At 58.8% G+C, this 25,473-nt stretch carries 19 protein-coding genes; 11 read left to right on the top strand and 8 right to left on the bottom strand.

The annotated features are described in order from the left end of the window. Positions 1 to 82: 82 nt before the first annotated feature. The 4 genes from Poly24_RS01120 to Poly24_RS01105 form a co-directional block, all read right to left on the bottom strand. Positions 83 to 2,788 carry a prenyltransferase/squalene oxidase repeat-containing protein gene (locus tag Poly24_RS01120; RefSeq protein WP_145089257.1) on the bottom strand — a complete coding sequence of 902 codons (2,706 nt, stop codon included), beginning with the start codon at positions 2,786 to 2,788 and terminating at the stop codon, positions 83 to 85. A gap of 11 nt (positions 2,789 to 2,799) precedes the next feature. Then, on the bottom strand, positions 2,800 to 3,225 hold the full coding sequence (locus Poly24_RS01115; protein ID WP_145089254.1) for an ExbD/TolR family protein: 426 nt from the start codon (positions 3,223 to 3,225) through the stop codon (positions 2,800 to 2,802). 21 nt (positions 3,226 to 3,246) lie between these two features. Further along, the gene (locus Poly24_RS01110) at positions 3,247 to 4,215 is read right to left on the bottom strand and encodes a MotA/TolQ/ExbB proton channel family protein (protein WP_145089252.1); all 969 of its coding nucleotides are present in this window, start codon (positions 4,213 to 4,215) and stop codon (positions 3,247 to 3,249) included. Positions 4,216 to 4,460: 245 nt separating this feature from the next. After that, positions 4,461 to 7,700, bottom strand: coding sequence for a tetratricopeptide repeat protein (locus Poly24_RS01105; RefSeq protein ID WP_197452232.1), 3,240 nt, complete (start codon positions 7,698 to 7,700; stop codon positions 4,461 to 4,463). 268 nt (positions 7,701 to 7,968) lie between these two features. Here Poly24_RS01105 and Poly24_RS01100 point away from each other — a divergent pair, with 268 nt between their 5' ends. After that, a complete protein-coding gene (locus Poly24_RS01100; RefSeq protein ID WP_145089247.1) occupies positions 7,969 to 8,391 on the top strand; it encodes a hypothetical protein in 423 nt (140 codons plus the stop codon). A 146-nt stretch (positions 8,392 to 8,537) separates the two neighbouring features. Here Poly24_RS01100 and Poly24_RS01095 read toward each other — a convergent pair whose 3' ends face one another. Next, positions 8,538 to 8,954 carry a hypothetical protein gene (locus Poly24_RS01095; RefSeq protein ID WP_145089244.1) on the bottom strand — a complete coding sequence of 139 codons (417 nt, stop codon included), beginning with the start codon at positions 8,952 to 8,954 and terminating at the stop codon, positions 8,538 to 8,540. A gap of 113 nt (positions 8,955 to 9,067) precedes the next feature. After that, positions 9,068 to 10,021 (bottom strand): DUF1559 domain-containing protein, encoded by a 954-nt coding sequence (locus Poly24_RS01090; RefSeq protein ID WP_145089241.1) that lies wholly within the window; start codon positions 10,019 to 10,021, stop codon positions 9,068 to 9,070. 315 nt (positions 10,022 to 10,336) lie between these two features. On the opposite strand from Poly24_RS01090, the gene Poly24_RS01085 reads away from it, so the two are divergent. Both Poly24_RS01085 and Poly24_RS01080 read left to right on the top strand, forming a co-directional pair. After that, positions 10,337 to 11,488 (top strand): XylR family transcriptional regulator, encoded by a 1,152-nt coding sequence (locus tag Poly24_RS01085; protein WP_197452231.1) that lies wholly within the window; start codon positions 10,337 to 10,339, stop codon positions 11,486 to 11,488. Between the two features lie 122 nt (positions 11,489 to 11,610). Then, positions 11,611 to 12,726, top strand: coding sequence for an aldose epimerase family protein (locus Poly24_RS01080; RefSeq protein WP_145089238.1), 1,116 nt, complete (start codon positions 11,611 to 11,613; stop codon positions 12,724 to 12,726). 99 nt (positions 12,727 to 12,825) lie between these two features. On the opposite strand, the gene mutL is transcribed toward Poly24_RS01080, so the two are convergent. Beyond that, positions 12,826 to 14,817, bottom strand: coding sequence for a DNA mismatch repair endonuclease MutL (gene mutL / locus Poly24_RS01075; RefSeq protein WP_145089234.1), 1,992 nt, complete (start codon positions 14,815 to 14,817; stop codon positions 12,826 to 12,828). Positions 14,818 to 14,937: 120 nt separating this feature from the next. Between mutL and ruvX the strand changes: the two genes are divergently transcribed. From ruvX to Poly24_RS01060, 3 genes are all read left to right on the top strand, one after another. After that, entirely contained in the window at positions 14,938 to 15,453 is a 516-nt protein-coding gene (ruvX, locus tag Poly24_RS01070) for a Holliday junction resolvase RuvX (RefSeq protein WP_145089231.1), read from the top strand. 383 nt (positions 15,454 to 15,836) lie between these two features. Continuing rightward, on the top strand, positions 15,837 to 17,114 hold the full coding sequence (locus tag Poly24_RS01065; RefSeq protein ID WP_145089228.1) for a hypothetical protein: 1,278 nt from the start codon (positions 15,837 to 15,839) through the stop codon (positions 17,112 to 17,114). Positions 17,115 to 17,332: 218 nt separating this feature from the next. Beyond that, entirely contained in the window at positions 17,333 to 19,468 is a 2,136-nt protein-coding gene (locus Poly24_RS01060) for a TolC family protein (RefSeq protein WP_145089225.1), read from the top strand. A 287-nt stretch (positions 19,469 to 19,755) separates the two neighbouring features. On the opposite strand, the gene prfB is transcribed toward Poly24_RS01060, so the two are convergent. Then, positions 19,756 to 20,863, bottom strand: a protein-coding gene (gene prfB, locus Poly24_RS01055) for a peptide chain release factor 2 (RefSeq protein WP_391556901.1) whose coding sequence is annotated in 2 segments (ribosomal slippage) — positions 19,756 to 20,793 and positions 20,795 to 20,863 — 1,107 coding nt in all. Because the reading frame shifts where the segments join, the coding sequence is not laid out codon by codon here. Between the two features lie 177 nt (positions 20,864 to 21,040). Between prfB and mnmA the strand changes: the two genes are divergently transcribed. The 5 genes from mnmA to Poly24_RS01030 all read left to right on the top strand — a co-directional run bounded on the left by mnmA (position 21,041) and on the right by Poly24_RS01030 (position 25,432). Continuing rightward, positions 21,041 to 22,180 carry a tRNA 2-thiouridine(34) synthase MnmA gene (gene mnmA / locus Poly24_RS01050; RefSeq protein ID WP_145089222.1) on the top strand — a complete coding sequence of 380 codons (1,140 nt, stop codon included), beginning with the start codon at positions 21,041 to 21,043 and terminating at the stop codon, positions 22,178 to 22,180. 74 nt (positions 22,181 to 22,254) lie between these two features. Then, a complete protein-coding gene (locus Poly24_RS01045; RefSeq protein ID WP_145089219.1) occupies positions 22,255 to 22,530 on the top strand; it encodes an acyl carrier protein in 276 nt (91 codons plus the stop codon). 71 nt (positions 22,531 to 22,601) lie between these two features. After that, positions 22,602 to 23,441 carry an alpha/beta fold hydrolase gene (locus tag Poly24_RS01040; protein ID WP_145089216.1) on the top strand — a complete coding sequence of 280 codons (840 nt, stop codon included), beginning with the start codon at positions 22,602 to 22,604 and terminating at the stop codon, positions 23,439 to 23,441. A 139-nt stretch (positions 23,442 to 23,580) separates the two neighbouring features. Next, a complete protein-coding gene (locus tag Poly24_RS01035) occupies positions 23,581 to 24,735 on the top strand; it encodes an ABC transporter permease (RefSeq protein WP_145089213.1) in 1,155 nt (384 codons plus the stop codon). Continuing rightward, positions 24,728 to 25,432 (top strand): ABC transporter ATP-binding protein, encoded by a 705-nt coding sequence (locus Poly24_RS01030; RefSeq protein ID WP_145089210.1) that lies wholly within the window; start codon positions 24,728 to 24,730, stop codon positions 25,430 to 25,432. Before Poly24_RS01035 ends, Poly24_RS01030 begins: the two co-directional genes overlap by 8 nt. Positions 25,433 to 25,473: the final 41 nt, after the last annotated feature.

The following is a 25,473-nucleotide window of genomic DNA, read 5'->3' as shown; positions in this document are numbered from 1 at the left end:
GGATTCACCCAAAACTCCCCTCCCCGAACCACGCTGCGCGGGTTCGATCCTCCCTGAGGGAGGGTGATGTCGCGACCAACGATCAGCGGGCGGTGTCTTCGTAGATCGGCAGGTGCCGGTAATAGATCTCCAACGACAACAGATTCATCGTCGTCAAATACAACCGACCGCCGTGCGGCGACCAGCGATCAGGAATCGGCAGCTTCGGATTCCAACTACCGCTTTCGGGACCTTCCTTTTCCTGGCCGAGAATCAACAGCGGATGCAGTTTATTATTCCACTGCTCCCACGTCTGACCTCCCATATGAAACATCACCTGGGTCGCGTAATACCAGTAATACGTATCGCGCTGAGGACGACGGGCGCTGCCCAGTTCGGGCAGATGCGACAACAGATACTCGGCCCCCGCTTCCATGTTGGGATTGTCGCGACGCCAACCGCGATACATCCGAATCAACATCCCAACGGCTGTCATCGTCGGCGTCACGTCCCGGCCGTGACGTTGGGCCGGCGTGTCCAACGCATACGGGTTGTAACGGAACAAATAGGGTTTGCCCGCCGAATCCTGGCTAAGCGTGACCCATCGATCGATCCCTTGATACGTTTTTTCGGGAACATTCAAACCGGCCAGCTCACCACTTTTCAGCGCCATCGTCATCCAACCGGTCACGCTGGTGTCGCTGCTGACCTGCGGCTGATACCGCCAACCACCACGCGTTGGATGCTGGCTGGCAACGATAAAATCGATCGCTCGCTGCGCCGGTTCGGCCAACTCCGGATCCTGGGTCATCCCAAAGGCTTCGCAAACCGCCAGCGCCGCGATACTGTGACTGTACAACCACACGTTACGATTCGATTCAGGATCCTCGGATCGAAACAAGTCACCATTCTCGCTTTGATTCCGCTTCAGATAATCGATCGCCTTGGCAACGGTATTCGCATGCTGATGCTTCAGGTGTGTATAGCCTGCGCCCTGGAAAGCCAAGATACAAAGCGCTGTCGCTGCGGTATCGCTGCGCAACGTCACCTCTTCGCCATGCCCCTGCAACGTCCAACTGCCGTCCGACCTTTGACGCGCCGCCAAGTAGGCCAAGCCTCGTTCGATCGCTTCTTCGGTCTCTGGTCCCACCAGCCCTGCCGGAGCTGGTGCGGCGCCACCAGCGGTCCGCATCAAACGACGTCGAAACGGCTCGACCGAGGCCACGCGCTGAGCCGGAGGCGGCGTTAACCCTCCGAGCTGGCGACGCTGAAAACGCTGTTGATTGGGTTGCAATGCAATCATCGGGCGGTCGTTGGTCCGATCCGATGGAAAGCCCATCCGCGGTGCCAATTCACGTCCCAAACCCGCCGGGCCGTCATCGGCCATGATATTTAGAGGCGTCGGCGTACCGATCGATGCCATCGCATCGGCGGCGGCCGTCGCACGACCAGCCATCGCACCGCGCACCGCCAATTGCGGTTCGGTTTGTTTCCCGGTTTCGCCATCGCCTTGGTCGCCGAGTGGCTGAGGAACCTGGACTTTCCCTGCGCCCGCCGTCATCGCCATCGATCGCGCCGCGCCGCGCGACCGACCAGTCAACGGGCTGGTACTGTTAGCCTGATTCGAAGCAATCGCGGGCATCGCTTGCTCCCCAAGCGATCGCTGGGCTGAGGCTAGGGGCGCGATCGACGAACCGCTGATACTGCTAGGCAATTCGTTCATCGAAGTCGAAGGCACCAACGAAGCGCCGCTGGCGGTTGCCGCTCGGCGAGGCGGCCCCGTGCCGCGATCGGCCAGCTGGCGCGACGCTCTCTCCGAATTGCGTGCCACATGCAAGCGAGGTGCTGCCGGCGCGGACATCGATGGCGTGGTTCGCGTTTGCGCCTCACGCCGCAGCATCGCCGCGGCGTCGCTACGGGCTTGGATCTGCGGAGCCGCTTGCGGTGTGTTGCGGCGCGCGATCGTCGAGCTGCGATTGGGGGAGGCTTGCATTTCGGGAGCCGACTGAGGCGTCACCGCCGAGGCTCCCGCCGCACGGGTCCGCGCGATGCTGGCGGCGTTGGCTTGAGGCGATTGCGGCGCCGCCTGCTGCTGAGGCACGTCGGGCGTTTGTATCGATTCGGTCGTCGAACGCATCTCGGGGGCGACCGCTGCGATCTGCCGAGCCAGCTTCGACGGCGCATCGGCAAGTGTCGGCTGGGCTTCGGTGGGCTGGTCGCGAGGAACCAAGAACGGTTGCGGTTGATGCTCAACCTGCGGCGGCGTCGGCATCTCCAATCGCTTGGCAACTTCGGCAACACGAGGCAAACGTTGCGCCTCGACGGGTGTCACGCGGGCTTCGCTGGTCGCGTCGACAGGCTTTGCCCAATCGGGCTGTTCCGCCACCGTGTCGGGGTTCACGCGAAACAGGTTGTCGGGCAACGTCTTCCGCACCGGCGCCCGCTGCGGCTGGACCCCCACGACCGCCTCGGGCCAATAGCGGGCAAAGATCACGACGTTGACGGCGAGGATCAAGAGGACCAAATGGACAAACATGCTGACCAAAAAACCGAACTGCAACGAACGCTGCATGTATCGCGAAACAAAGTTCCGCAACATCAGATCGATCAACACCATGCCCGCAGGAATCACCACGGCATACGTTTTTGCGTTATAAAGCCAACGCGGATCCTCCCACCCCAAGCGGCTGGCCGCCATATACATCAACGAACCGCCCAGCGCAACCAAAGCCAAATCCAACGGCCACATCTGGTCGCTTTCAGGAGGCAGTTCGTCGGACGGCAGTCGTGAAGAGGAAGGAGGAAACATAGTTTTCGCTGCTAATATTCGCTGGGGCCTTCTTGCGTCGTGACGGTGTAATCGGCAACGCCCGTGCGATTACAGAGGTCCATAACCGTAACGACGGCCTGGAACTGAACCCGTCGATCGGCACGAATCACAACCGATTGATGAACCGGGTTGCTGGCGACGCCGCGGATCAATTCCGCTTCCAACGCGTCGGGAGTAACTCGATTGCCGTTGAGCACCAACTCGCCTTCGGAATCGATATCAACCACGATCTCCTTGGGTTGTTCGGTCATCGGCGAGGCGCTGGTCGCCGAAGGGAGTTCGATCGGGATCCGCCGATCTTCCTGAGCAAATCGCGATGCCACCAAAAAAAAGATCAGCAACAAGAAGACAACATCGATCAGCGGAGTCAAGCTGAGTGTGCTTGTCGCTTGGGACTTTTTTAGTTGCACAGCCATGGGATTGGATCTCGTGTGAACTTAGCGAACCGGCGACGCAGGCGATTTGGTTGCCATTCCTGGCGGCTTACTGGAGGGGCGTTCGGCCGGGGGCGCAACGGGAGGCTTAGCCGAGGTCAGCGGCACCAAACGGCCATCAAAATCAAGCCGCATCCGCCCCGTAAATCGCTCCAACCCAGGAGCCACCAGAAAACAGATCTCTTCGATGCGATGGAACGCACGCGTCAGACAGCCTTCAAAATGATGCGCCAGAATCGCCGCGGGGATCGCCACGATCAAACCTGCCAAGGTCGTGACCAACGCCACGTAGATCCCTTCGGCCAAGTATTCCGCCTTGTTTTGCCCCGCCGCCAATTGCGTCGTATCGTGAAACGCGCGGATCATGCCCCAAACCGTCCCCAACAATCCCATCAACGGCGTGATCGCGGTCGCCAGGTACAACCATCGGATTGGCCCCGCCAAGCGATCCGCTTCGCGCTGCGCCGCTTCGGAAGCGATGCGTTCGATTTCGGCCAACGGCCTGCCGGTGCGAAGCAACAGCGATGCGACGACCCGCGCGGTTGGCGAAGGATGCCGGCGGCACGCCTGGTAAGCCACCTCGGGATCAAACGTATCGATCGGATCCGACAACATCTCCAGTTTGCGATTCAGCGCCGATGGCACCAATCGGCCTCCGCGCAAGGCAAACAGCCGCTCGGCTCCTAACGTCACCACCAGCAACGACATCACACCGATCGGAATCATGAACACGCCCCCTTTGGAAATCAACGACAAGATGTCGATCCCCATTGGCTTGTCGGAGGCATCATCGACCGATCCACCGGCCGCCGGATCGGGCTGTGTCAATTGATTCAGCGCCGCTTCGTCAATGATCTGTGGAGCATCCTGAGCGGCCAGACGATGCGTTCCCATCAGGCAACCGACGGCGAGAACCATCGGAAAGATTCCCCATCGCAGCCAGTGGGGCGTTGGTCGAATTGTCAAATCCACACACGTTCTCCCTAGGAAGTTCACCCACGTTGACAACGGGCAAAGTTTCCGAGCTTTAAGGACTGGAACCAACTTGAACAGCTTGCTCCATTCCAGCCGGATGGGGCCGCGGGCGACCTTCCAATACTAATCGGATATGCCATTGGGCAACAACGCCCACTGGGCCGTTTGACGAATTCGGAGCGATTTATCATTAGCGGGGGGGCGATTGCCCAAACCCTAAAATCGACGGACCGATACAGGCCTTAAAGCCGATCGAGCACGCCCTTGCGTTCATTTGCCTTGGCAACAAGTTCATGTTCTGGGTGTTTTTCGGCAATGTATTCGTAGAAACCTTGTGCGATCCCGATAGCGCTGGCCCGCTTTTCTCCGGCCGTGCTTTGAATCAGCAACTCGCCGCAGCGCCCCGCTTCGAACGCGCTTTTCGCTTGCCAGTTTTTAATCTCCGCGGGGGCCTTGTCCCCGCCAAAACCAAACATCACACGTTGAAACTCAGGAATCGCCTTGGTCAGTTCGCGTTCTGAAAAGTGAATCTCCCCCATCATGAACCGCGCCCGAGCTGCGACTTCGTCGCGATAATTGGCTGCTACTTGGCCATAATATTGCAGCGCCTTGGGATACTGCTTTAACTGCTGATAACAGTACCCGGTTTCGTAGAACACCTGCGGTAAATACGCGGTTGACGGATACAGATCGCGCATCTGGTCGAACCACTGCAACGCCTCGTCCCAATTTTTTAATTGTTGGGAAGCCTGCCCCCCATGCAAAAAGATCAGCTCGCGCAATTGCTGTGCTGCCGGATCGGCAGCTCGCGCTCCCTTCCCTTCGGCCAATACGATCTGCCGCGCCTGGCGGTAGCCCTCCAACGCGGGGGCGAACTGCCCCGCTTTGAACATCGATTCGGCGATCATCACCATCGCGTCAAGCTTCAACGGTCCCTCGGGAGCCACCTTCAATTGTTTCTCGAACGATCGCTTGGCGCCGTCGTAGTTCTTCAATTGGTATCCCGACCAACCCAATTTGTAATAAGCCTTTTCTAACAATGCGGGATCCGTGGTATGCTCCGCCGCGGTCGAGAACGCCCCGGCAGCTTTTTGAAAGTTGCCGGCATCAAACTGCTGCTGCCCCACGTGATAACTCGCCTCTGCTGCCAGCGGCGTTTTCGGGAACTTGACGACCAACTGACCAAAATGGCGGATCGCTTCGGCTTCATCCCCCTGATCGCGCATCGCCCAAGCCAGTTCGTACAACACCTTGTCCAATTCAGGATACTGCGGCACCTCACCGACCAAGCGTTTCAGGTAGGCCGAAGCTTTGGCCGGTTGCTTGGCGCCAACTTCCAACAGCGCTAATTCATACAGCGCGTGCCCCAACTCCAGTCCCGCGGGTCCACGTCGCAACAGGTCTTCGTAAGCGTTGCGAGCCTGATCGTCACGGCCTAGCTTCCGCAAACAAATACCGCGGGCCAATTGGGCGTCTTTGGCGATCGGGTGGTCCTTGTATTCTTTGAGCACTAAATCCAGCTGGACCAAAGCCTCTTCATATTGCTCCTTCTTCATCTGGCACCAACCGCTGCCGTAGATCGCGTAAGGCTTTAGCGCGGCTTGGTTTTCGGCGGCCAAGATTTCGTCGTAATACTTCTTCGCCTCGTCGAAATCCTCGTTGCCCGACGCCAACAGCGCCAAACGATACCGCGCTTGGAAAGCGGGGCCGGAGGTCCCCGCTTCGGCAATCACTTGCTTCCAAGACGTCTCGGCCAATTCCGGCTTGCCAGCATCCAACTGAACGCGGCCCAGCGTCACCAGCACATCGGCCGCTTGATCCCACTGGCTGCTCGTCTTGCGACTTTGTTCCAGCATCTTCGCAGCCTCATCCAGCTTTTCGAGCCTGTAATGGCTGGATCCAATCATGAACTCCGATTCGGCTTTCTGTTCGGGTGTCGACAATGCCCCTTTGGCCTTCGTCAATCGATCGACAACGCCGGCATAGTCCTCGGCGAGAAACGCAGCGGTCGCGCCGCGCAAGATCCACAGCGAACGCGAGGGGTGATCTTCGGAGAGCTGCAACAGGCGATCATAAGTCGCCGCTGCCTCTTTGGCTTTCCCCGTCTGCAGTTGCGATTCAGCAGCCACATACAACACATCGGGAGCCAGCGGGTCCTTGGCATATTCCGCCATGAATTGCTCTGCGAATTTACCCGCGCTAGCATGGTCGCGATTCTGCAGCGCCGTAAAACTGGCGTTGTACAACGCGCGAGCCCCCACCGGTTCCCCGGCCGACTCTTTGGCAATCGCCGCGTACATGTCGATCGCTTCCTGGCTGGTCGCCGGCGTTTTCGAAAGCGCGTCGGCCAGATCCATCTTCACACTGGAGGCAAAGAAACCATCGATCCCCTTGGCAATCGCAGCCCGCGCGATCGCGATCACTTCATCGGTTTTGTTATTCTTTGCGGCAATCGTCGCCAACCAGTGCGCCGCTTCGGTCGCGGCCACGGCGTCATCCAGCTTCAAAACTTCCTGAAACTTCGCGCTCGCTTGGTCAAACTTCCCCGCCCGGTAGTAGCTTTGTCCGGCGGCAATCAGTGCGGCCGAGGCAAACTGGCTTTTCGGATACTCGGTGATCAATTCGTCATAGGTCTTTGCCGCCGAATCGAGATCCTGCAATTGGACAGCGCAAAAGGCCAACCGGAAAAGTGCATAGTCGGACAAACGCGTCTTCGAATCGGCAACCTTCCGGAACAGCGGGGCCGCTTCTTTATATTGCTGCAGCCGAACATTGATGTCCGCCTGCCGGATCTGCACTTCGGGCAACAGATCCGAATCGGCACATCCGCCAATCAATCCGTCATAAGCCGCCAATGCCTCTTTCCAGAGCTGCTGATCTTCCAACGCCACGCCGTTGGCGTACAGCGCGTCGCAATACAGTGGCGACTCCTTCCCCTTCGGAAGATTCACCAACCGTTGATAATACCCAACCGCATCGGCCGGTTTCCCCGACGCATAGGCCGCTTCGCCGCTGTAAAACAACGCCTGATCGGCGAATTTCGTCTCGGGGAACTTTTTTAACAGGCTGTCAAAAACCGCGAGCGCTTCTTGGAATCGCTTCGCTTGATTGGCTTGGTCGTTCTGGCCAGCCGCAAAGAGACACCAACCACGATTGCTGAGCGCCTCTTCAACAAGCTCGAAATCCTTGGCCGCCAACGCTTGTTCGAACGCCTTGGACGCAGCCATGTAATCGGGCGATTCCTTCCGCATCTGACTGATGCCCAGATAATGCGCCGCCTTTGAGGCCAGCGGATCCTTGGCGTGCTTGTCCAGGAACTTCTTCCATTCGGCAATCGCGAGATCAAACGCGCCGTTGTTTTGGAAATTCGCCGCGTCGGCATAAACCGCCAACGCCTCTTCGCTCGATTCCGATGGATCTTGCCCAAGGCCATCGCTAGCAAAGAGACCGACCAGACACGCCGCCAGCAATAATTTGCTCACACCGATCGCTTTGTGTCTTCGAATCGATTGCAAGTTCCCGACTCGGCTCACACGATTAAGCACGATTAACGCTCCTTGACATGGAAGAAGGTATTGGTTCATTGAGAAGCTCCCGTTCCTAAGTGTATCGGTGACCGATAACGCCTGGAAGGATCATCGTCAACACATTGCCCGCCCGACCCCACGGGTCGACACTGGTTGCAAGCCTAGCCTGTTTTTGGCACTGCCTGCAAGAACATCCCCCCCGAGAGAAAGCCCAGCGATTCCGATGCCAGCCAACCAACCCCACACCATCCGCCTGCGAGGCCCTTGGAAATTGACGCCGTTGGAAGCCCCCAATGCCCAGCCGCTTCCTGGGCAAATCGGTCAATCCTGGGATCGGTTCATCGAAGGCTACGCCGGTCCTGTCCTGTACGTTCGACATTTTAATCGGCCCACTGGACTCTCGACCGAAGATCGGGTCGAGCTAGCAATTACCGACTGCGTTGGAACCGCGCACGTTTCGCTAAATGAAACCCCGCTAGCAAATTTCGCAGCGGAACAGACACCTTTTCGGATCGACATCACCGCGCATCTACAGCTGAGCAATCAGTTAGCGATCGAGATCATCCCCCCTGCCCTCCCCTGCCCTGCCGGAATCACCGGCGACGTCCAGCTGGAGATCCACAGCGGCGAAGGCTCGGCTCATTGACTGACAATTAAGAAAGTGAGCGGACCGCACCGGCGGCGATCGCGATTCGCGTCGCCGGTAAGCCGTTGGCGATCCGAGGTGCCCCAATAGAGCGGCGCACCGGCGCTCCCCCTTCGCCTGCACGCGAGTAACCTAACAGAAAAGATTCAGGGCTGCAGATCGAAATCGTGGGTTGTCGAATCCGATGCTACGGTAACACGAAGCTCCGATTGGCGATTGTACTTCGCCGGAACGTACTGCTCGACGCGTTCGGTGATCCCTCGGCTCACTTCTTCCTCCGTCGGATTCTCCAACGTCACGACATTGGTCCCCGTGATCTGCACCGCCTGTTCTCCTGGCGAAACGGTCGTGGCGTAACGGCCATCGACAATCTGAGCCCCCGTCGTCTGCCCTGTTCCGTTGACAGGCATAAACGAAATCGTCCCTTCGGCAACGGGCTTCCCTTCGAATTGCACTTGTCCCGAAACCGCAATTTGATCGCTGCGCGTTCCGCCACACCCCATCACCAACAACATGACCGACGCTGCCCAAACCAAACGATGACGCACATCTCGACGAACCATGAAACGCTCCAATAAAGAAAGGTCGAATTACCGGTGAACCATAAAAAAAAGACGCCACGTGGCAACAACGTGCAACATGACGCCCTGTGTACAGAAACGTGGAAGCAAAAAGATCAAAGAGGATCGACTTCGCCACCGTTGGCCGTCGACGCAGCCCGCCACGCAAACAGATCGACAGTCTCCGCGACGAACCGAACCGATCCATCGACCAGGGCCGATTGAACTCCCCCCGGATGCATACTCATCGACGCGTAGGTCGCCGCTTGCCACCTGTCGGCATGGTGGCAGGGAATGGTTCGCGGCGCGAAATCCGTGGCTCCCCAACAATACCTTCCACCGTCGACCGACGCGGTCGTATTGGGAGACAGGTACGTCGTAAAACCGGCTCCCGAAGTAACGATCGTCGCGGCATACAAGCCACGATAGCCCTGGCTGTTCTTGTTGATCGGAACTTCGGACAACAGCAACGTATTGGAAGTCCCATCGGTTACATCGCGGAATGCTTTTTGGGAGTGAACCTTAAACGGAGCCCCACCAAAATTGTACGTCCACACGCCGTCCCAATTCGACGCATTCTCTTGTCCATAATTGGTGTTCCCCATGTTCACCGCGTAGCTGCCGCGACGCGTCGACCACTGCGTCGGACTTTCGGATTGCCCTAAGACACTTCCCTCCGACGGGCATGTCATCACGGTCAGTTCCGCTTCGCGGAACTGTCGCTGCCGGTCGTGCGAATTGATCCGTTCATTGAAATTAATCGTTTCGTACAACGGCCCCTGTTCGATGAAGGGCAGAATCCGAGCGACCCACGAATGCGTGTCAAGATTGACGCCGTAGAAGTCGTAGCCAACCGACGGCAGGGACCGATAGGTGTCGTGGTAATTGTGCATCGCCAACGCGTTGTTCTTTAGATTGTTGGAGCATTGCATTCGGCGAGCCGCTTCGCGAGCCGCCTGAACCGCGGGCAACAACAGCCCCACTAAAATTCCAATGATCGCAATCACGACCAACAACTCGACAAGCGTAAAGCCCACCTTGGGAGCTGCGCTGGCAGAACTCGTTCTCATCTTATGAACTCCGAGCATGAACCGATAAACCTTATTTACGACAACACCCGCCACGCAGGCGGCCACAAAACCCAACGCCCCGACAAGAGATGAAGCAACGGCAGGTGGAGGGGGAAACAAGAAGACCGCTGCCGCGATCCAGGGACGACAGCGATCCGATGGAGGCGGTAATAAACCTAACGCCCCGTTTAAAGAGCAAGTAACCACCTCTATTAAATCCATGCGTTACAGCGTCAACGCTCTGAGATATATTGTCAGCATCGAGAACATACTGCCCTATCCCCTTGTCTCCGCCATAAATCGCTGCAGTAAACCATGAAACGACACGTTGCCCTGATCGTTGAAACGTCCAGCATCTATGGTCGCCAAGTGCTATCAGGCATCATCCAACACATGCGGATGTTCGATGATTGGTCGGTCTTTTTGGACCAGCACGACCTCACTCAAGAACCGCCGCGTTGGTTAGCGAATTGGTCCGGAGACGGGATCATCTCCCGGACAACCACCCCCGAACTACTGCAGACGGCTCAAGCGACCGGCGTCCCTCTGATCGAATTAACCGACAGGCACCAGTCGCACGGACGGACCTACGTCTGGTCCGACGACGCGGCGATCGGCCGTATGGGAGCCGAGCATCTGCTGGAACGCGGCTTTCGAGAATTTGGATTTTGCGGCTTTACCAATGAGGCATGGTCGGAACGGCGACAGGTCGCATTTTCTCAAAGGATCGAAGCGGCACAACGACGTTGCCACCAGTACGAATCCCCTTGGTACGGCCCCGACGCGCTTTCTTGGGAAGAGGAGCAGCAGCGATTGCGGGGCTGGCTGCGAACGCTACCGACATCCTGCGGGATCATGGCCTGCAACGATCTCCGCGGACATCAAGTGGTCGACGCCTGCCTTCAGGAAGGATTGGCGGTCCCCGAAGAAGTTGCGATCATCGGCGCTGATAACGACACGCTGCTATGCCGCGTCTGCAGTCCACCGATGTCCAGCGTGATCCCGAACGCCGAAGGCGTTGGGTTTCGAGCTGCCGAGTTGCTGACCCAGCTGATGAACGGCGAAGTTCCTAAACAAACCGAACACCTGATCCCACCGCTGGGCGTGGCGGAGCGGCAGTCGACCGATGTCGTCGCCATCGACGATCCTGACATCGCCGCCGCCCTTCGCTACATCCGCGAGAATGCCTGCCGTGGGATCAACGTTGCCGATGTGACCGACAACGTCGCGATCTCCCGCAGCTCGCTGGAACGCAAGCTGCGCCAGTACCTAGGGCGAACGCCGCAACAAGAGATTCGCCACGTTCAGATTAAACGGGTCAGCGAACTGCTGACCAGCACCGACCTGCCAGCCGAACAGATCGCAATCCTTTGCGGGTTCGACAATCCCGAGTATATGTACGTCGTCTTCCGCCGCGTCGTCGGCATGACGCCGGGCAAGTTTCGCAGCAAAGCCAAGTCGGGGTGAACGCGTTTCCAGCTGACAAAATATCGCAATCCCGCGACGCTCCAACACGTTGCTTCACGTGGCGACACGGCTAGGATAAGAAGGTCTTGCGACCAACATCCCTCCCCTATTGCCGAGAAACCATGAAGACGAGCCCCTTAAAATCGCAACTGCTGATCGTCGCCACCGCGTTGCTGCTGGCAACCCCACTGACCGCCGTCGAGGTCGACGACTTCGATTCGATCCAACGTTACACGCTCAAAAATCAGTCGGGGATGACCGTCAGCGTGACCAATTACGGTGCGATCATCACGTCGATCGTCGTCCCCGATCGCAACGGCAAGATGGCCGATGTCGCACTGGGCTACAACCGCGTCGAAGATTACATCAACGCCGTCGATCGGCCCTACTTCGGCGCGATCGTCGGTCGCTACGGCAACCGCATCGCGCAAGGCAAGTTTACGCTCGACGGCAAAACCTATTCGCTGGCGGCCAACAACAACCCGAACCATCTACACGGCGGCAACATCGGATTCGACAAAGTCGTCTGGGATGCAAAACCGATCGAAGGACAAAACGCGATCCAATTGTCGTACCTGGCCCGCGACAAAGAGGAGGGTTATCCGGGCAATCTACAGATTCGCGTCACCTACACACTGACCGATGACAACGCGATCCTCGTCGATTACCACGCGACGACCGACCAAGCGACTCCCGTCAACCTGACCCAACACACCTACTTCAACCTCAAAGGGGAAGGCGAAGGGACGATCCTCGATCACGAACTAATGTTGAATGCCGATCGCTACACGCCGGTCGACGCAACCGCGATCCCAACGGGAGAGCTGCCCGCGGTCGCGGGGACGCCAATGGACTTCACCAAGCCCAAACCGATCGGACGTGACATCGACAAGAAGAATCAGCAACTGGAGTTCGGCCGTGGCTTTGACCACAATTGGGTCTTGAACAAACCGGACGACAAGCAAGCGATGACGCTTGCCGCTCGCGTCTACGAACCAACCAGCGGCCGCGTGATGGAAGTCCACACGACCGAACCGGGGATCCAGTTTTACTGCGGCAACTTTCTGGACGGCCGTCTGATCGGCAAGGCGGGCAAACCCTACGTCCATCGCGGCGGATTCTGCTTGGAAACGCAGCACTATCCCGACAGCCCCAACCAACCGGGCTTCCCGTCGACGATCCTGCGCCCCGGAAAAACCTATCAAACGCAGACGAGCTATCGGTTCAGCACGCGATAGGCAATCTTGGTGGAGATACCGGTGCATCGGGGCAGGTTCTAAAACAAGTCCATGCGGAAGGCCCCGCACGGCCACGGCCTGACCCAGTGAAACGACCGGTTACTTGTGGCCGGTCGGGTTTACTTTGCGAGCTCCCATGCGGCCGAACATGCGGTCGAGTTCTTCGCGGCTGAAGAAGAGCGCGGTCGGGCGACCGTGCGGACAGTGGTGCGTGTCCTGATACATGTCCCGTTGTTCCAACAGGCTGGTGATCTCTTCGGACGTCAAGCGATCGCCCGCTTTGATCGCAGCTTTACAAGCGATCGTGTGCAGCAGATGGTCCAACAGATCGCGGACCTCGGGATCCTTGCCAGCACAGATCAGCGACTCCAACGCCTGCCTCAGCAGATCCTCGGGGCGCAGTTTCGCCAGCATGGCGGGATAAGCGGAAACGACGACGGTGTCGCCGCCAAAGGGTTCGATTTCGATCCCGACTTGTGCCAGCAGATCCTTCGATTCCAACGCGGTGGCGGCCTCCGATGAGGTCAGCGAAACCGGCTCGGGCACCAATAACTTCTGCGTCTCCAGGCTGCCATTCAACACCTTCTCGCGAACACGTTCGTAAAGGATCCTCTCGTGCAAAGCGTGCTGATCGACGACGACCATCCCGGTCTCGTCCTGGGTGACCAGATAGCGATTGTGAACCTGGTAGCCGAGATGACTGTGCGGCTTCGACGGATGCAGCCCATCGACTCGCGTCGTTTCCACATCTTGATCGTATTGTGTCGCATCGCCCCCCCCGTCGACCTCCGCACCTGGCAACCGCGGGCTGGGTTCGAACGGAATTCCAAACGATTCGTCGCTTTGGTCGCGAGCGGGTGCAACGGCACGAGCGCCACCAGGGAAGGGTTGGAAATCGGGAAGCTCTCCCGGCAGCGAACGGATCGACGGGCGAATGTTTGGCAGATCCCGCTCTGCGGTCGAGTTGCTCGACCGGCCCCACTGGATCACGTCCTGACGTTGACGTTGCTCCAGATCGTTCGATGTTTCGACAGCCTCGGATTTGGGTTCGGCAGTCGTCGGCGCGTTGCTGGAGATCGAGTTGCCGACGCGCGCCGTCAGGTCGCTCGTCAAAAACTTGTGCCGCAGCGTCTGCAGCAACTGGCTGTAGATCCGACCGCTCTCGGTGAACCGAACTTCTAATTTGGTAGGATGCACGTTGACATCGACGAGGTCCGACGGCATGTCCAAATTAATGAAGCAGATCGGAAATCGGCCGACCATCAACAGCCCGCGGAAGGCTTCGCCCAGCGCGTGCTGCAGCGCCCGGTCGCGAATGTGGCGGCCATTGAGGAACAGATACTGCATTCGATTGTTGCCACGACTGACGCTCGGATCGCAGACAAACCCTGTCAGCTTCACCTCGCCATTGTCGCCGGAGATCGGAATCAAACCACTGGAGATCTCTTCGCCAAAGAAGGCGCGAATCCGTTCATTGATCTTGTCGGTGGCGGGCAGATCGTGGACGACGCGGTTGCCGTTTTGCAGCACCATGTGGACCTGCGGATTGGCCAGCGCGATCCGCGTGAACGCCTCGACGATATGACTGGTTTCGGTTTGCGGCGTCCGCATGAACTTGCGTCGCACCGGCGTATTAAAGAACAGATTGCGAACCTCGATCACCGTTCCGACGGGACAACCGCAAGGTGCCAGAGGTTCGATCACGCCGCCGTGGATCAGCATTTCGCTGCCGCTGGCCGCCTCGGGCGTTCGGCTGCGAATCACCATCTGACTGACCGAAGCGATCGACGCTAACGCCTCGCCGCGGAACCCAAGCGTGCCGACGTGGAACAACGAATCCTCGTCGGGCAGCTTGCTGGTCGCGTGGCTGGTGACGGCCAACGTCATCTGATCTTCATCGATCCCGCAGCCGTTGTCGCTAATCCGAATCAGATCGGCCCCTCCCGCCTCCAACAGAACTTCGATCCGCGTCGATCCTGCATCGATGCTGTTTTCCAACAGCTCCTTGGCGACCGAGGCGGGCCGCTCGATGACTTCTCCGGCGGCGATTTTATTGACGAGATTGGGCGGCAGTTGGCGGATCGTAGGCATCCTGGAATCTTACCGCGCCCCCGATATTCCACAATTGGAGACGCCGCGGTGCGATAGCCCTAGGGCGGAGAATCGAGTATTAAGAGTCCAGATGATTCCACTTATTCAGATTGAGAAAAGATGAGCGACGAGAGCCCGCAACCGCTTCCCTTCCCAAGCCAAGGGCGAATCGCCGCGGTCGACTACGGCACCGTCCGGATCGGCGTTGCGGTCTGCGACCCCGACCGAATCATCGCCAGCCCGCTGACGGTGGTTCCCCAAGGAGCGGCTGAGCAACGGGGAAAAGCCTTCTGCCAACTGGCCGACGAAGAGCGGATCGCCGGATGGATCGTCGGATTCCCGATCCACCTGAGCGGTACCGAGAGCAAGAAATCGATCGAGGCCCGCAGGTTTGCGAAGTGGTTGCAGCAAACGACCGAGCTACCCGTCCGGTTGTTTGATGAACGTTTTTCCACTGCCGCAGCCGACCAACGACTGGCACCGTCCAAACTGACTAACAAGGGACGCAAGAAGCGGATCGATGCGGTCGCCGCACAGGTGCTGTTAGAATCATTCCTCGAAGCAGCGCGGCATCGGTCGGACCTGCCCGGCCTTTCCTTGGACGAAAAGGCGATCGGCGACGCGATCGATGACTAGCCCCCCTCAAACGTCAACATTTTTACACATTTTTTACGTTCCAGCGGTTGCGAAACAGCAGCGATTCCCGCACGAAAGCGATCCCTCACCACGCCGGCCCACGAACCCAAACCTATTACAGCAAAGCATTTACGGAAAACGGAACCGTCGCCCGATGGCGATTCCACTCAAGTTAGGCGGTTTACGAAGGAACTTCTGCCACCCCACTTGCATCCCAGCAGTAGGGACGTCATGCCGGCTCCATCGGCACTGCGTCGTCAATCCTTGCGCCCAAACGACGCCCTAACCGGCAAACGCAAGCTATCATCCGACCACCAGGCGATGCCTGAACGGGTGAAACATTGAATTTCCTTAACCCGAATGATGTCGGGACCTGAAGTGCCATGAACAACGATGCCCGCGAAGAACTGCTCAGCGCCTACCTGGACCAGGGTCTCAGTGCAGACGAACAGTCGTACGTCGAACAATTGCTGCAGAACGACGCAGCGGCGCGTCAACAACTAGAATCATTGCGCGCCTTACAGGCCGACGTGCGGGCGTCGCTGGCAACCGATGCGCGTTTGGGCACCGATTTTTCCGATCGTGTCTGGACGGCGGTGTTGGCACAGGCTGATGCCGAGAATCTTCCGCAGACGCATCCGATTCGGCGGGCGCAGGCTCGCGAACAGCAGGGCGTTTGGAAGCGCCATCAGCGTGCCTGGCTGGGCGGCATCGCTGCCCTGGCGGCCAGTTTGATGTTGATCGTCGCATGGAACGCAAACAACCCAACGGTTCAACCCGGCGGCACGCACGTCGCTGGCGGGCCCACGAACGCGGCAACGCCCAGCGACTCCCTCGGCAACCCACCGAAACCGAGCCGCGCGACAGATTCCGCCCCGAGCCCCATCGTCGAAGCGATCGCTTCTAATGACGACGCAGCCACCCCGAGCGCCCCTTCGGTCGATCCCGTGACACCTGCGGCAACGACCGCCCCAACAGCGGTACACGAGACTCCTGAAGAACGAATTGCGATGGCTCCCACGGCCTCGCCCACTATCACTCAACCCGCCGAGGCGCCCGGTGAAAGCACTCGTCCTGCGGCCGCCGTTCCGAACAAGCTGGAGTTTGCGGTTCTGCTGGAAGTGGAATTAACAGAACGCGGCCGCGATCTCAACGAACTGGAATATGCTCTGGAAACCGCGGGGATCCAAGATGTTCAACCCCAATCGATCAGTCGCGATCTAGTTGGCCAGCTGGTGCAAAGCAAGATGATCGGCACCGTGAATTTCGACGCCCCGCAAACCGTTGATGGCGACACGCAATTGCTGCTGCTAAAGGGGTCGGCGAAGCGTCTGGATCGCTTCATGCTGTCCTTGTTCAACCATCAAAGCGTCGTCAAGAGCGTCGGTTTTCAGATGACCATGGACCCAAACCTATTGACCACGATCAGCGAACTCTCTTCGGTCGATCCCTCGGTCATCCAACACGCCGACACCCAGGCATTGGCGCATCATCTGACATTTGGGGCGGGTGCGAATAGGTTCCCCCGCGCCGCACAATCGACATTCTTTGCCCTGACCGAAGAGTCGGCCAAGCAGATGAAATGGTCGCCGGAAACGCCCAACGACGAAGGCCCCGACTTCCAAACCCAGATGCTGGTTTTAGTGCGCTGCCCCCAATAGTCGTAGACGATATCGTCGGCACAAATTACCTGAGCCGAGGCATCATGTCGAAGCTTAACGGTTAGCCAAAGTTGACTGCAAAATGGCGTGCTAACTTCTCTGTTGATTGCTCTAGATCCTCCGGTCCCTCGGTCGATAGCTCTGATGACGTCTGCGTTGTTCCAGTTGTATTTGTGGAATAACGGACTTCCAGGACTCTAGCAGAGAAGCATCGACTCATGGCTCGACTCAAAACACGCACGCAGAAACTTCTCGCGGCGGCGATCATGGCGGCAAGCGGCTGTGCGCTGCCCGGGTGCATCGCCAACTGGAAACTTCCGCCAGGTCCGCACGACACGACCAAATCGTACTACGATTCCGTGGCCACCCGAATTGAGTATCCGGATGTGCAAACGATGGCAAATGAAGCCAGCGCGGCAGCCAACTCAACGGCTGCCCCACTGGCCTTGGAAGATCCATCGCAGATGCCCAGCTGGGACCTCACGCTGGAACAAGCGATCCAGATGGCGATCGGTCAGGGTCCCGTTCTACGAAGCTTGGGCGCCAGCGTCGTCACCTCGCCTCAAACCACTCCGACGATCTACGACCCGGCGTTGGCCGAAGCGAATCCGCTGGGAGGCGTCGAAGCGGCACTCTCGGAGTTCGACGCGCAGTTTGCCGGCGAGTTGTTCTGGCAGAAGAACGATCAACCGCAGAACGTCGACCCCAATGGTGCGGTCGCCTTCTTCCGTCCTTTGGCGTTCCAGCAAACATATGCCAACTATGCCACGGAGATCAGCAAGACCACAGCGACCGGTGCCAGCTTTGCCGCGCGACATAACGTGGCGTACGACCGACCGAACTCGCCTGGCCGTTTTTTCTCCAGCGACTTCGCTGGCTTCTTCGAGGGTGAATACCGACAACCTTTGATGCAGGGCCGAGGCACGGAATTCAACCGGATCGCGGGCCCCAACAGCCAGATCGGCGTATACAACGGTGTGCTGATCGCTCGCGTCAACAATGACATCAGCCTGACCGACTTCGAAGCTTCGGTGATCCAACTGGCCAACGACGTTGAAGAAGCGTACTGGAATCTCTACTTCGCCTACCGCAACCTCGAAGCCCAACTGCGTGGCCGCGAAGCGGCACTGCAAACGTTCCAGTATCAAGAGCTTCGTCTAAACGTCGGTGCCGGTCGTAGCGACGAAGAAGCTCAGGCTCGATCGCAATACTACCAATTCCAAGTTCAGGTCGAAAATGGATTGGCAGGCGAGGTGGGTCTCTACAAGCTCGAACAAAAACTTCGTTACATGCTCGGCCTTCCCGCGGCCGACGGGCGGCTGATCAAACCAGCGACCGACCCGCACGACGCTCGCGTGGTCTTCGATTGGAACAGCGTCCTGAACCAAGGCCTCGAACGGCGCGTCGAAATTCGTCGCCAGAAATGGGCTATCAAGAAGCGTGAACTTGAATTGACCGCTGCGAAACTGAACAAGCAACCGCGACTCGACTTCCTGGGCCAGTACCGCTGGCGTGGCCTGGGCAATCACCTGATCGGCGACGACGATTCCTACCTGGATAGCATGTACGGCGAGATCGCCGGCGGCGACTACCAGGAATGGCAGGCGGGCGTCGAATTGGCGTTCCCCGTCGGTCTCCGCAAGGCCTCGGTGGCCATCTCGCACGCTCAATTGAACCTGTCGCGAGAGCGTGCGTTGATGAACGAGACCGAGCTTCGCGTCAGCCACGACTTGGCCGATGCATCGCGTGAGGTGCAACGTCAGTACCAATTGCTGAAGACCAACTACAACCGCTGGATCGCCGATCGCCGCCAATTGGAAGTGCTGCGTGAACGCTACCGCCGCGGTGCCGACAACATCAACTTCCTGTTGCAGGCTCAACGTCAAGTCGTCAGCAGCGAAAGCGATTATTACGCCACACTGGTCGCTTACAACTTGGCGATGCGTGACCTGCACCGCCAGAAGGGAACCCTGCTTGCCTACAATCACGTTCACCTGTCCGAAGGTGGCTGGCACTCGCCCGCCTATCGTGAAGCATGCGAACAGGGACGCTTCTTCCGACCTTGCCTAACTCCCGAGGCCGTCGAAGCACCATGCCCCGTATCGCGTGGACCGTTCGACCCAAGTGCCCCCGGCGTGTCGTCGATGCCCGTCATGGAAACTGCCCCGATGATGGCTCCCGAAAGCCCGACGCCTGTGATCAGCACTCCCGACGAGATGCCAAGCCTTGGCTCGCCGACGAATGCTCAAGCCGCGATCGCACCGATCCCGGCCACAATGCCTCAAGCGATGAACGCCCCCACACGGCTGCCCATGCCTGGATCCAGCAATGCGATCCAACAGGTCAGCTATTAAAGGGCCCACCGGTTGCCGTCAAGCACACCGCAACCGCAGCGTCCAACACGCTGCGGTTGCGAAAGTGATCGACAACAAATCAGAAAGCCACGGGTCGAACGCATACCGTTCACCGGTGGCTATTTTGAATTCTCCGCGGCACGAAGCTGCAAGAATGCATCGAGGAACGGCTGCAGGTCGCTGCCATCAAGCACACCGCAACCGCAGCGTCCAACACGCTGCGGTTGCGAAAGTGATCGACAACAAATCAGAAAGCCACGGGTCGAACGCATACCGTTCACCGGTGGCTATTTTGAATTCTCCGCGGCACGAAGCTGCAAGAATGCATCGAGGAACGGCTGCAGGTCGCTGCCATCAAGCACCGAGTGGAAGTTTCCCTCCAGATGTCCGGTCCGCGCATCTTTGACCCGTTGGTCCGGATGCAAGAAGTAGTTTCGGATCTGCGATCCAAAACCGGTTCGCGCCTTGGACGCGTATTTCGACGCCTCCTCTTGCTCGCGTTTCTCTTCTTCGATCCTCGCCAACTTGGCCCGCAACATCTTCCACGCCGTAGCGCGATTCTGATGCTGGCTGCGTTGGTTCTGGCACTGCACCACCGTCCCGGTAGGTCGGTGCGTCAACCGCACGGCGCTGTCGGTCTTATTGACGTGCTGCCCCCCTGCCCCGCTGGCCCGGTAGGTATCCTCGTCGACATCCTTCTCTTCGATCTCGATCTCTTCAGCGCTCTCGATATCCGGAGCGACGGAAACGGCGGCAAAGCTGGTCTGGCGTTTGCCTTCGCTGTTGAAGGGACTGATCCGCACCAAACGATGCATCCCCTCCTCACCCTTCAAATAGCCATACGCTAACGGCCCACGTATCGCGATCGCCGCATGGTTGATCCCCGCCTGCTCGTTGTCCTGGCGATCCAACAACTCAATGGAGTAGTCGTTCTTCGCCGCCCAAGCGGTGTACATCCGCAGCATCATTTCCGCCCAATCGTTGGCGTCGGTCCCCCCGTCGCGGGCGTTGATCGAAAGGATGCAGCTAGCCGAATCGTTGGGGCCGTTGAGCAGCGCCCGCAGCTCCAGATCGTCCAACACCCCTTCCAATCGCTCGACCTCCGCCGCAACATCGGCTGCCAATTCAGGTTCCTCGGCCATCATTTCCAACAGTTCATCCAACCCAGCGGCCGCCTTGGTCGAACTGTTGATCGGAACCACGATGTTTTTGAGCGACTTCAGTTCCAGAACAACCGCCTGCGCCGCCTCGGAATTGTTCCAGAATCCAGGCCCCGACATCCGATTTTCGATCTCTTCGATCTGTTCACATTTGCCAGCGTAGTCAAAGAGAGTCTCGAAGTTGGACCAAGCGTTGCCGAATCTCTTCGGCTCTTTGTTTTAGATCACCTTCCATAACTCTCTCCAATCGTTAACCATGAGGGTATTCAGCGACACGTGTTTTGTCGCGGCCGATGATGAATCTGCGGCGTTGACGAATTATATGCCGCCCCGCCGGGAAGCACAGTGGGCCCGTCCAGGGTGGCTCTGTCGCGGCGAGCGATTCCACACAACGATTGATCAGGGTGATGTTTTGGCACGGGTTGTTTTAGCGATGAGCGGAGGCGTTGACAGCAGCGTCGCAGCCCACCTGTTGTTGCAACAAGGGCACGAGGTTGTCGGTGTCTTCATGCGACACGGCGAGGAATCGGCCGAGGTCTGCCGCGCTCCCGACGGTTCGGAATCGCCCGTGCTGCCGATCGTCCAAGGCCGCGCCGACCACAAACAGGGTTGTTGCAGCGCTAGCGATGCCGCCGACGCGAGGCGGGTCTCCGATCGGCTGGGGATTCCTTTTTATGCCCTCAACCTGAAGCAGGACTTCCGCCGGATCATCGATTATTTTGTCGATGAGTATTCCCAGGGACGAACGCCCAATCCCTGCGTGCAGTGCAACAACTGGATCAAGTTCGGCCGGCTGTTCGAATACGCCGACAGCATCGATGCCCAATACGTCGCCACCGGCCACTACGCTCAATTGTCCGAAGAAGCCGACGGCAGCTTCGCGCTGCGGCGTGGCGTCGACGATCGCAAGGACCAATCGTACGTGCTGTTTGGAATCGGCCAGCACCTGCTGTCGCGGATGCTGTTGCCCGTCGGCGGTTACGACAAACCTTGGATCCGCCAACAAGCCGAAGCGATCGGTTTGCGAGTCGCCGGAAAACCGGACAGCCAGGAGATCTGTTTTGTCACCAGCGGACACCACGGCCAATTTGTGCGCGACCGCAGCGGCGGCGGCGACACCGCCGGGCAGATCGTGACCACCGCTGGCGATGTCGTCGGCGAGCATCCCGGCATCGAAGCCTTTACGATCGGCCAACGCAAAGGCCTCGGCGTCGCGATGGGGGAACCCTACTTCGTCGTCCGTATCGAACCCGACACGCACCGCGTGGTGATCGGGCAGAAGGCCGACTTGGCTCGCGACGGCTTGATCGCTCATGAAGCCAACTGGTTGATCGATCCCCCCGCCGAAACGTTTTCGTGCAGCGTGCAGATCCGGTACAACAGCCCGCCGCAAGCCGCACAAGTTACACCGCAGGGGACCAACCGTTTCGACGTCCTGTTCGACGAACCTGTCGATGGCGTGGCTCCAGGCCAAGCTGCCGTGATCTACGACGGCGATCGAGTGCTCGGCGGCGGATGGATCCATTCCTCGACATCGACCTCCGCACAATAGCCAGCTGGCCAGCCGCACTGCTCGCCAATCATCCACACATCAAGACAAACAAACCGCCCTTCACGCCAACCACCATGACCTCCAAAACACGTCCAGAAATTTTGTCCGAACTGCAAGAGATCCTCTCCGATTTCCAGGGGCAAACCTACGATGCCCCGATCGACGAACAGACGATGTTTTTCCAAGACCTCGGCTTTGCCTCGATCGATGCGGTCGTGTTGGGCGAGACGCTCGAAGAGCACTTCCAAACGAAACTCGACTTCAACCCGTTCCTCTCGGAACTGGCGGCCAAACAAGTCAAGGATCTCCAGGTGGGTGAACTCGTCGACTTCCTGCACCGCAGCCTTTAAGAAGCCGACGACGACCGCCCTCCCCTCCCCTTTCCCAACCCACTCCTTCCGACGCGCCAGCATCTTCCAAAATGCCTTTTGCCGACCTACCACCACTGAAAGTCCACTACCAACAATCGGGCGAAGGGGCCGACATCGTGCTGCTGCATGGCTTCACCAGCAACCTGTCGATCTGGATGTTTGGCGGCGTGATGGAAGGCCTGGCCGATGAATACCGAGTCAGCGCGGTCGACATGCGCGGCCACGGTGCGACCAACGTCACGCCAGCCGACTACACCAGCGACGTGATCGCCGCGGATCTGCTGCGTTGGATGGATCATGTGCAGATCGAATCGGCAGCTCTGCTGGGACACAGCTTTGGCGGCGTCGTAGCGACTCACCTCGCGTCGCTGCACCCCGACCGCGTCCGCGCGATCATCCTCTCGGACGCCTATTTCCCCGGCCTGCAATCGCTGGAACCGAACATGGGACAGGCGAGCGTTTGGACCAGCCTCCGCGAGACGCTGCTGCAGGTCGACACCGACATCGGCCCGGTCGTCGATTTCCCTCACCTGTTCTCGATCGTCGGCAGCTGGGACGACCGTCAGCGAAAGCATCTGCGCGAACAGCTTGGGCCGATCGGTGAGCGTTGGCTCTCGAGCCTCGTTCGCCTGTCGGGGACCTCCGCCGGAACCGACACCTTCGCCACCGCGGGGCTCGACGCCGATCGAATCGCGGCAACTAGCGTTCCCGTCCTGGCACTGTACGATGAACACTCTCCCTTCGAAGCGACCAGCAAGTTTTTAAACGAACGGCTTGCCGATTGCCGACAAGCCGTGATCCCCGAGGCCAACCACTTGGCACCGCTCGAAAACCCCAAGGCGATCGTCGCCGAAACGAAATCGTTCCTGGCCGAACTCGCCCGCCGATAACACTACCACCGCAAACAACACGCAATTCGCTTCCCCACGGTCGCCTTTCGCTCCTCGAAAAGACGTTTCGCATCCGCACTTTCGCGGAGCGAACGGCGACCAATGAAGCACAACTCACCATCAAAACTGTGACCACACCGTGAATTTTGCAACTTTCATTCTGAAGAACCTGCTGCGTCGCAAAGCTCGATCGCTGTTGACGATGTGCGGGATCGCCGTCGCCGTCGCGACCACGATCGCGCTGCTGGGCGTTTCGGACGACTTTCAATCCGCCGTTCTGCAGTCCTTCAAAAACGAAGGCTCCGACATCGTGATCTCTCCCAAAGGATCGCTGCTGCAGATCGCTGGCGACATGAACGAAGCGGTCGCCGACGACATCCGCAAAGTCCCCGGCGTCGCTGCCGTCTCCCAAGGTCTGCTGGAACAGATCGCGATGGAGATCGACGACAACCAGGTCCCCGTCCTGCTGCAAGGCTGGAAACATGGCACCTTCGCTTTCAACGATATCGAGATCATCGAGGGCCGGTCGCTGGAGCCCGACGATGTCGATGCGGTCATGCTGGGCGAAGCGTTAGCCGAAAAGATGCACGCCAAAGTCAATCAACCGATCGAGATCCAAGACGAGACGTTTAACGTCGTCGGCATCTACGACTCCAAGACGCTGCTCAAACGCGGTGCCGCGATCATGCTGCTGCGGCGTCTGCAAGACCTGATGTTGCGAGAAGGGAGCGTGACCGGCTTTTCAGTTCAAGTCGATCCGGAGATCAAAGCGGATGCCGATGCGATCGAAGCGGTCTGCGAACGGATCGACAACCTAAACGATGCCGATGGCAACAGTCTGAACCTGGACGCCTCATCGACCGACGATTACGTCCGCGACAACTTCCAACTGAAACTGACCCGAGCCATGGCCTGGGTCACGTCGCTGATCGCGGTCGGCGTCGGCACGATCGGGATGCTGAACACGATGATCATGAGCGTGATGGAGCGGATCCGCGAGATCAGCGTGCTTCGCGCGATGGGCTGGCGACGCGGTCGCGTGATCGCGATGATCGTCGGCGAATCGATTGTGCTCAGCATCTTCGGCGCCGCACTCGGGGCGGGTGTCGCCATCGTCGGCAGCCACTACATCACCAAAATGCCGCAAGTCAACGGCTTCCTCAGCGGACACATCGCCCCCTGGGTCCTTGCCGCGGGAATGACGATCGCATTTTTTGTCGGCCTAATCGGTGCCGCCTATCCAGCCTGGCGCGCTTCGCGTCTGCTGCCATCGGAGGGCCTACGCTATGAATAAAACCAACGAACAAACGCAACCACTGCTGCAATGCAAGGGACTGCGAAAAGTCTATCCCAACGGGAATGTCGAAGCTCTTCGCGGCGTCGACGTGGAGATCTTCCAAGGCGAATACGTCGCGATCATGGGGACCAGCGGCAGCGGCAAGAGCACGCTGCTGTGCACGCTCAGCGGAATGGACGTGCCAACCTCGGGCGAAGTCCTCTACCGCGGAAAACCGCTGACCCAACATGGATCGCTCGACAGATTCCGCGCCCTGGAACTCGGCTTTGTCTTCCAATCCTTCTACCTGCTGCCAACCCTGACGGCGATCGAGAACGTCCAAGTTCCGATGTTCGAAGGCCCGCCGCGATCGTCGGCGGAAAAGCACCAGCGAGCCCACGACCTGCTGGAACGCGTCGGCATCGGGCATCGAGCGAACCACTTGCCGATGCGGCTGAGTGTCGGTGAAAGGCAACGTGTGGCGATCGCTCGCTCGCTGGCAAACGAACCGAAGCTGATCTTTGCCGACGAACCGACAGGCAACTTGGACAGTCGCACCACGGAAGAGATCCTGGCGATCTTCGCGAACCTGCACGAGACCGAAGGGGTCACGCTGGTGATGGTCACCCACAGCGCCGACGTCGCCGCACACGCCGAGCGCACCCTGCACTTCCAAGACGGCCAGATCGTCAAAGAAGAAACCAACCGCACCTAGCAACTGCGAGTCGCAACTCCCCGCGCTGGAGTAAAGGCTTT

The organism is Rosistilla carotiformis, assembly GCF_007753095.1.
Lineage (GTDB): Bacteria > Planctomycetota > Planctomycetia > Pirellulales > Pirellulaceae > Rosistilla > Rosistilla carotiformis.
This window is presented reverse-complemented; position numbering and strand designations above follow the sequence as displayed.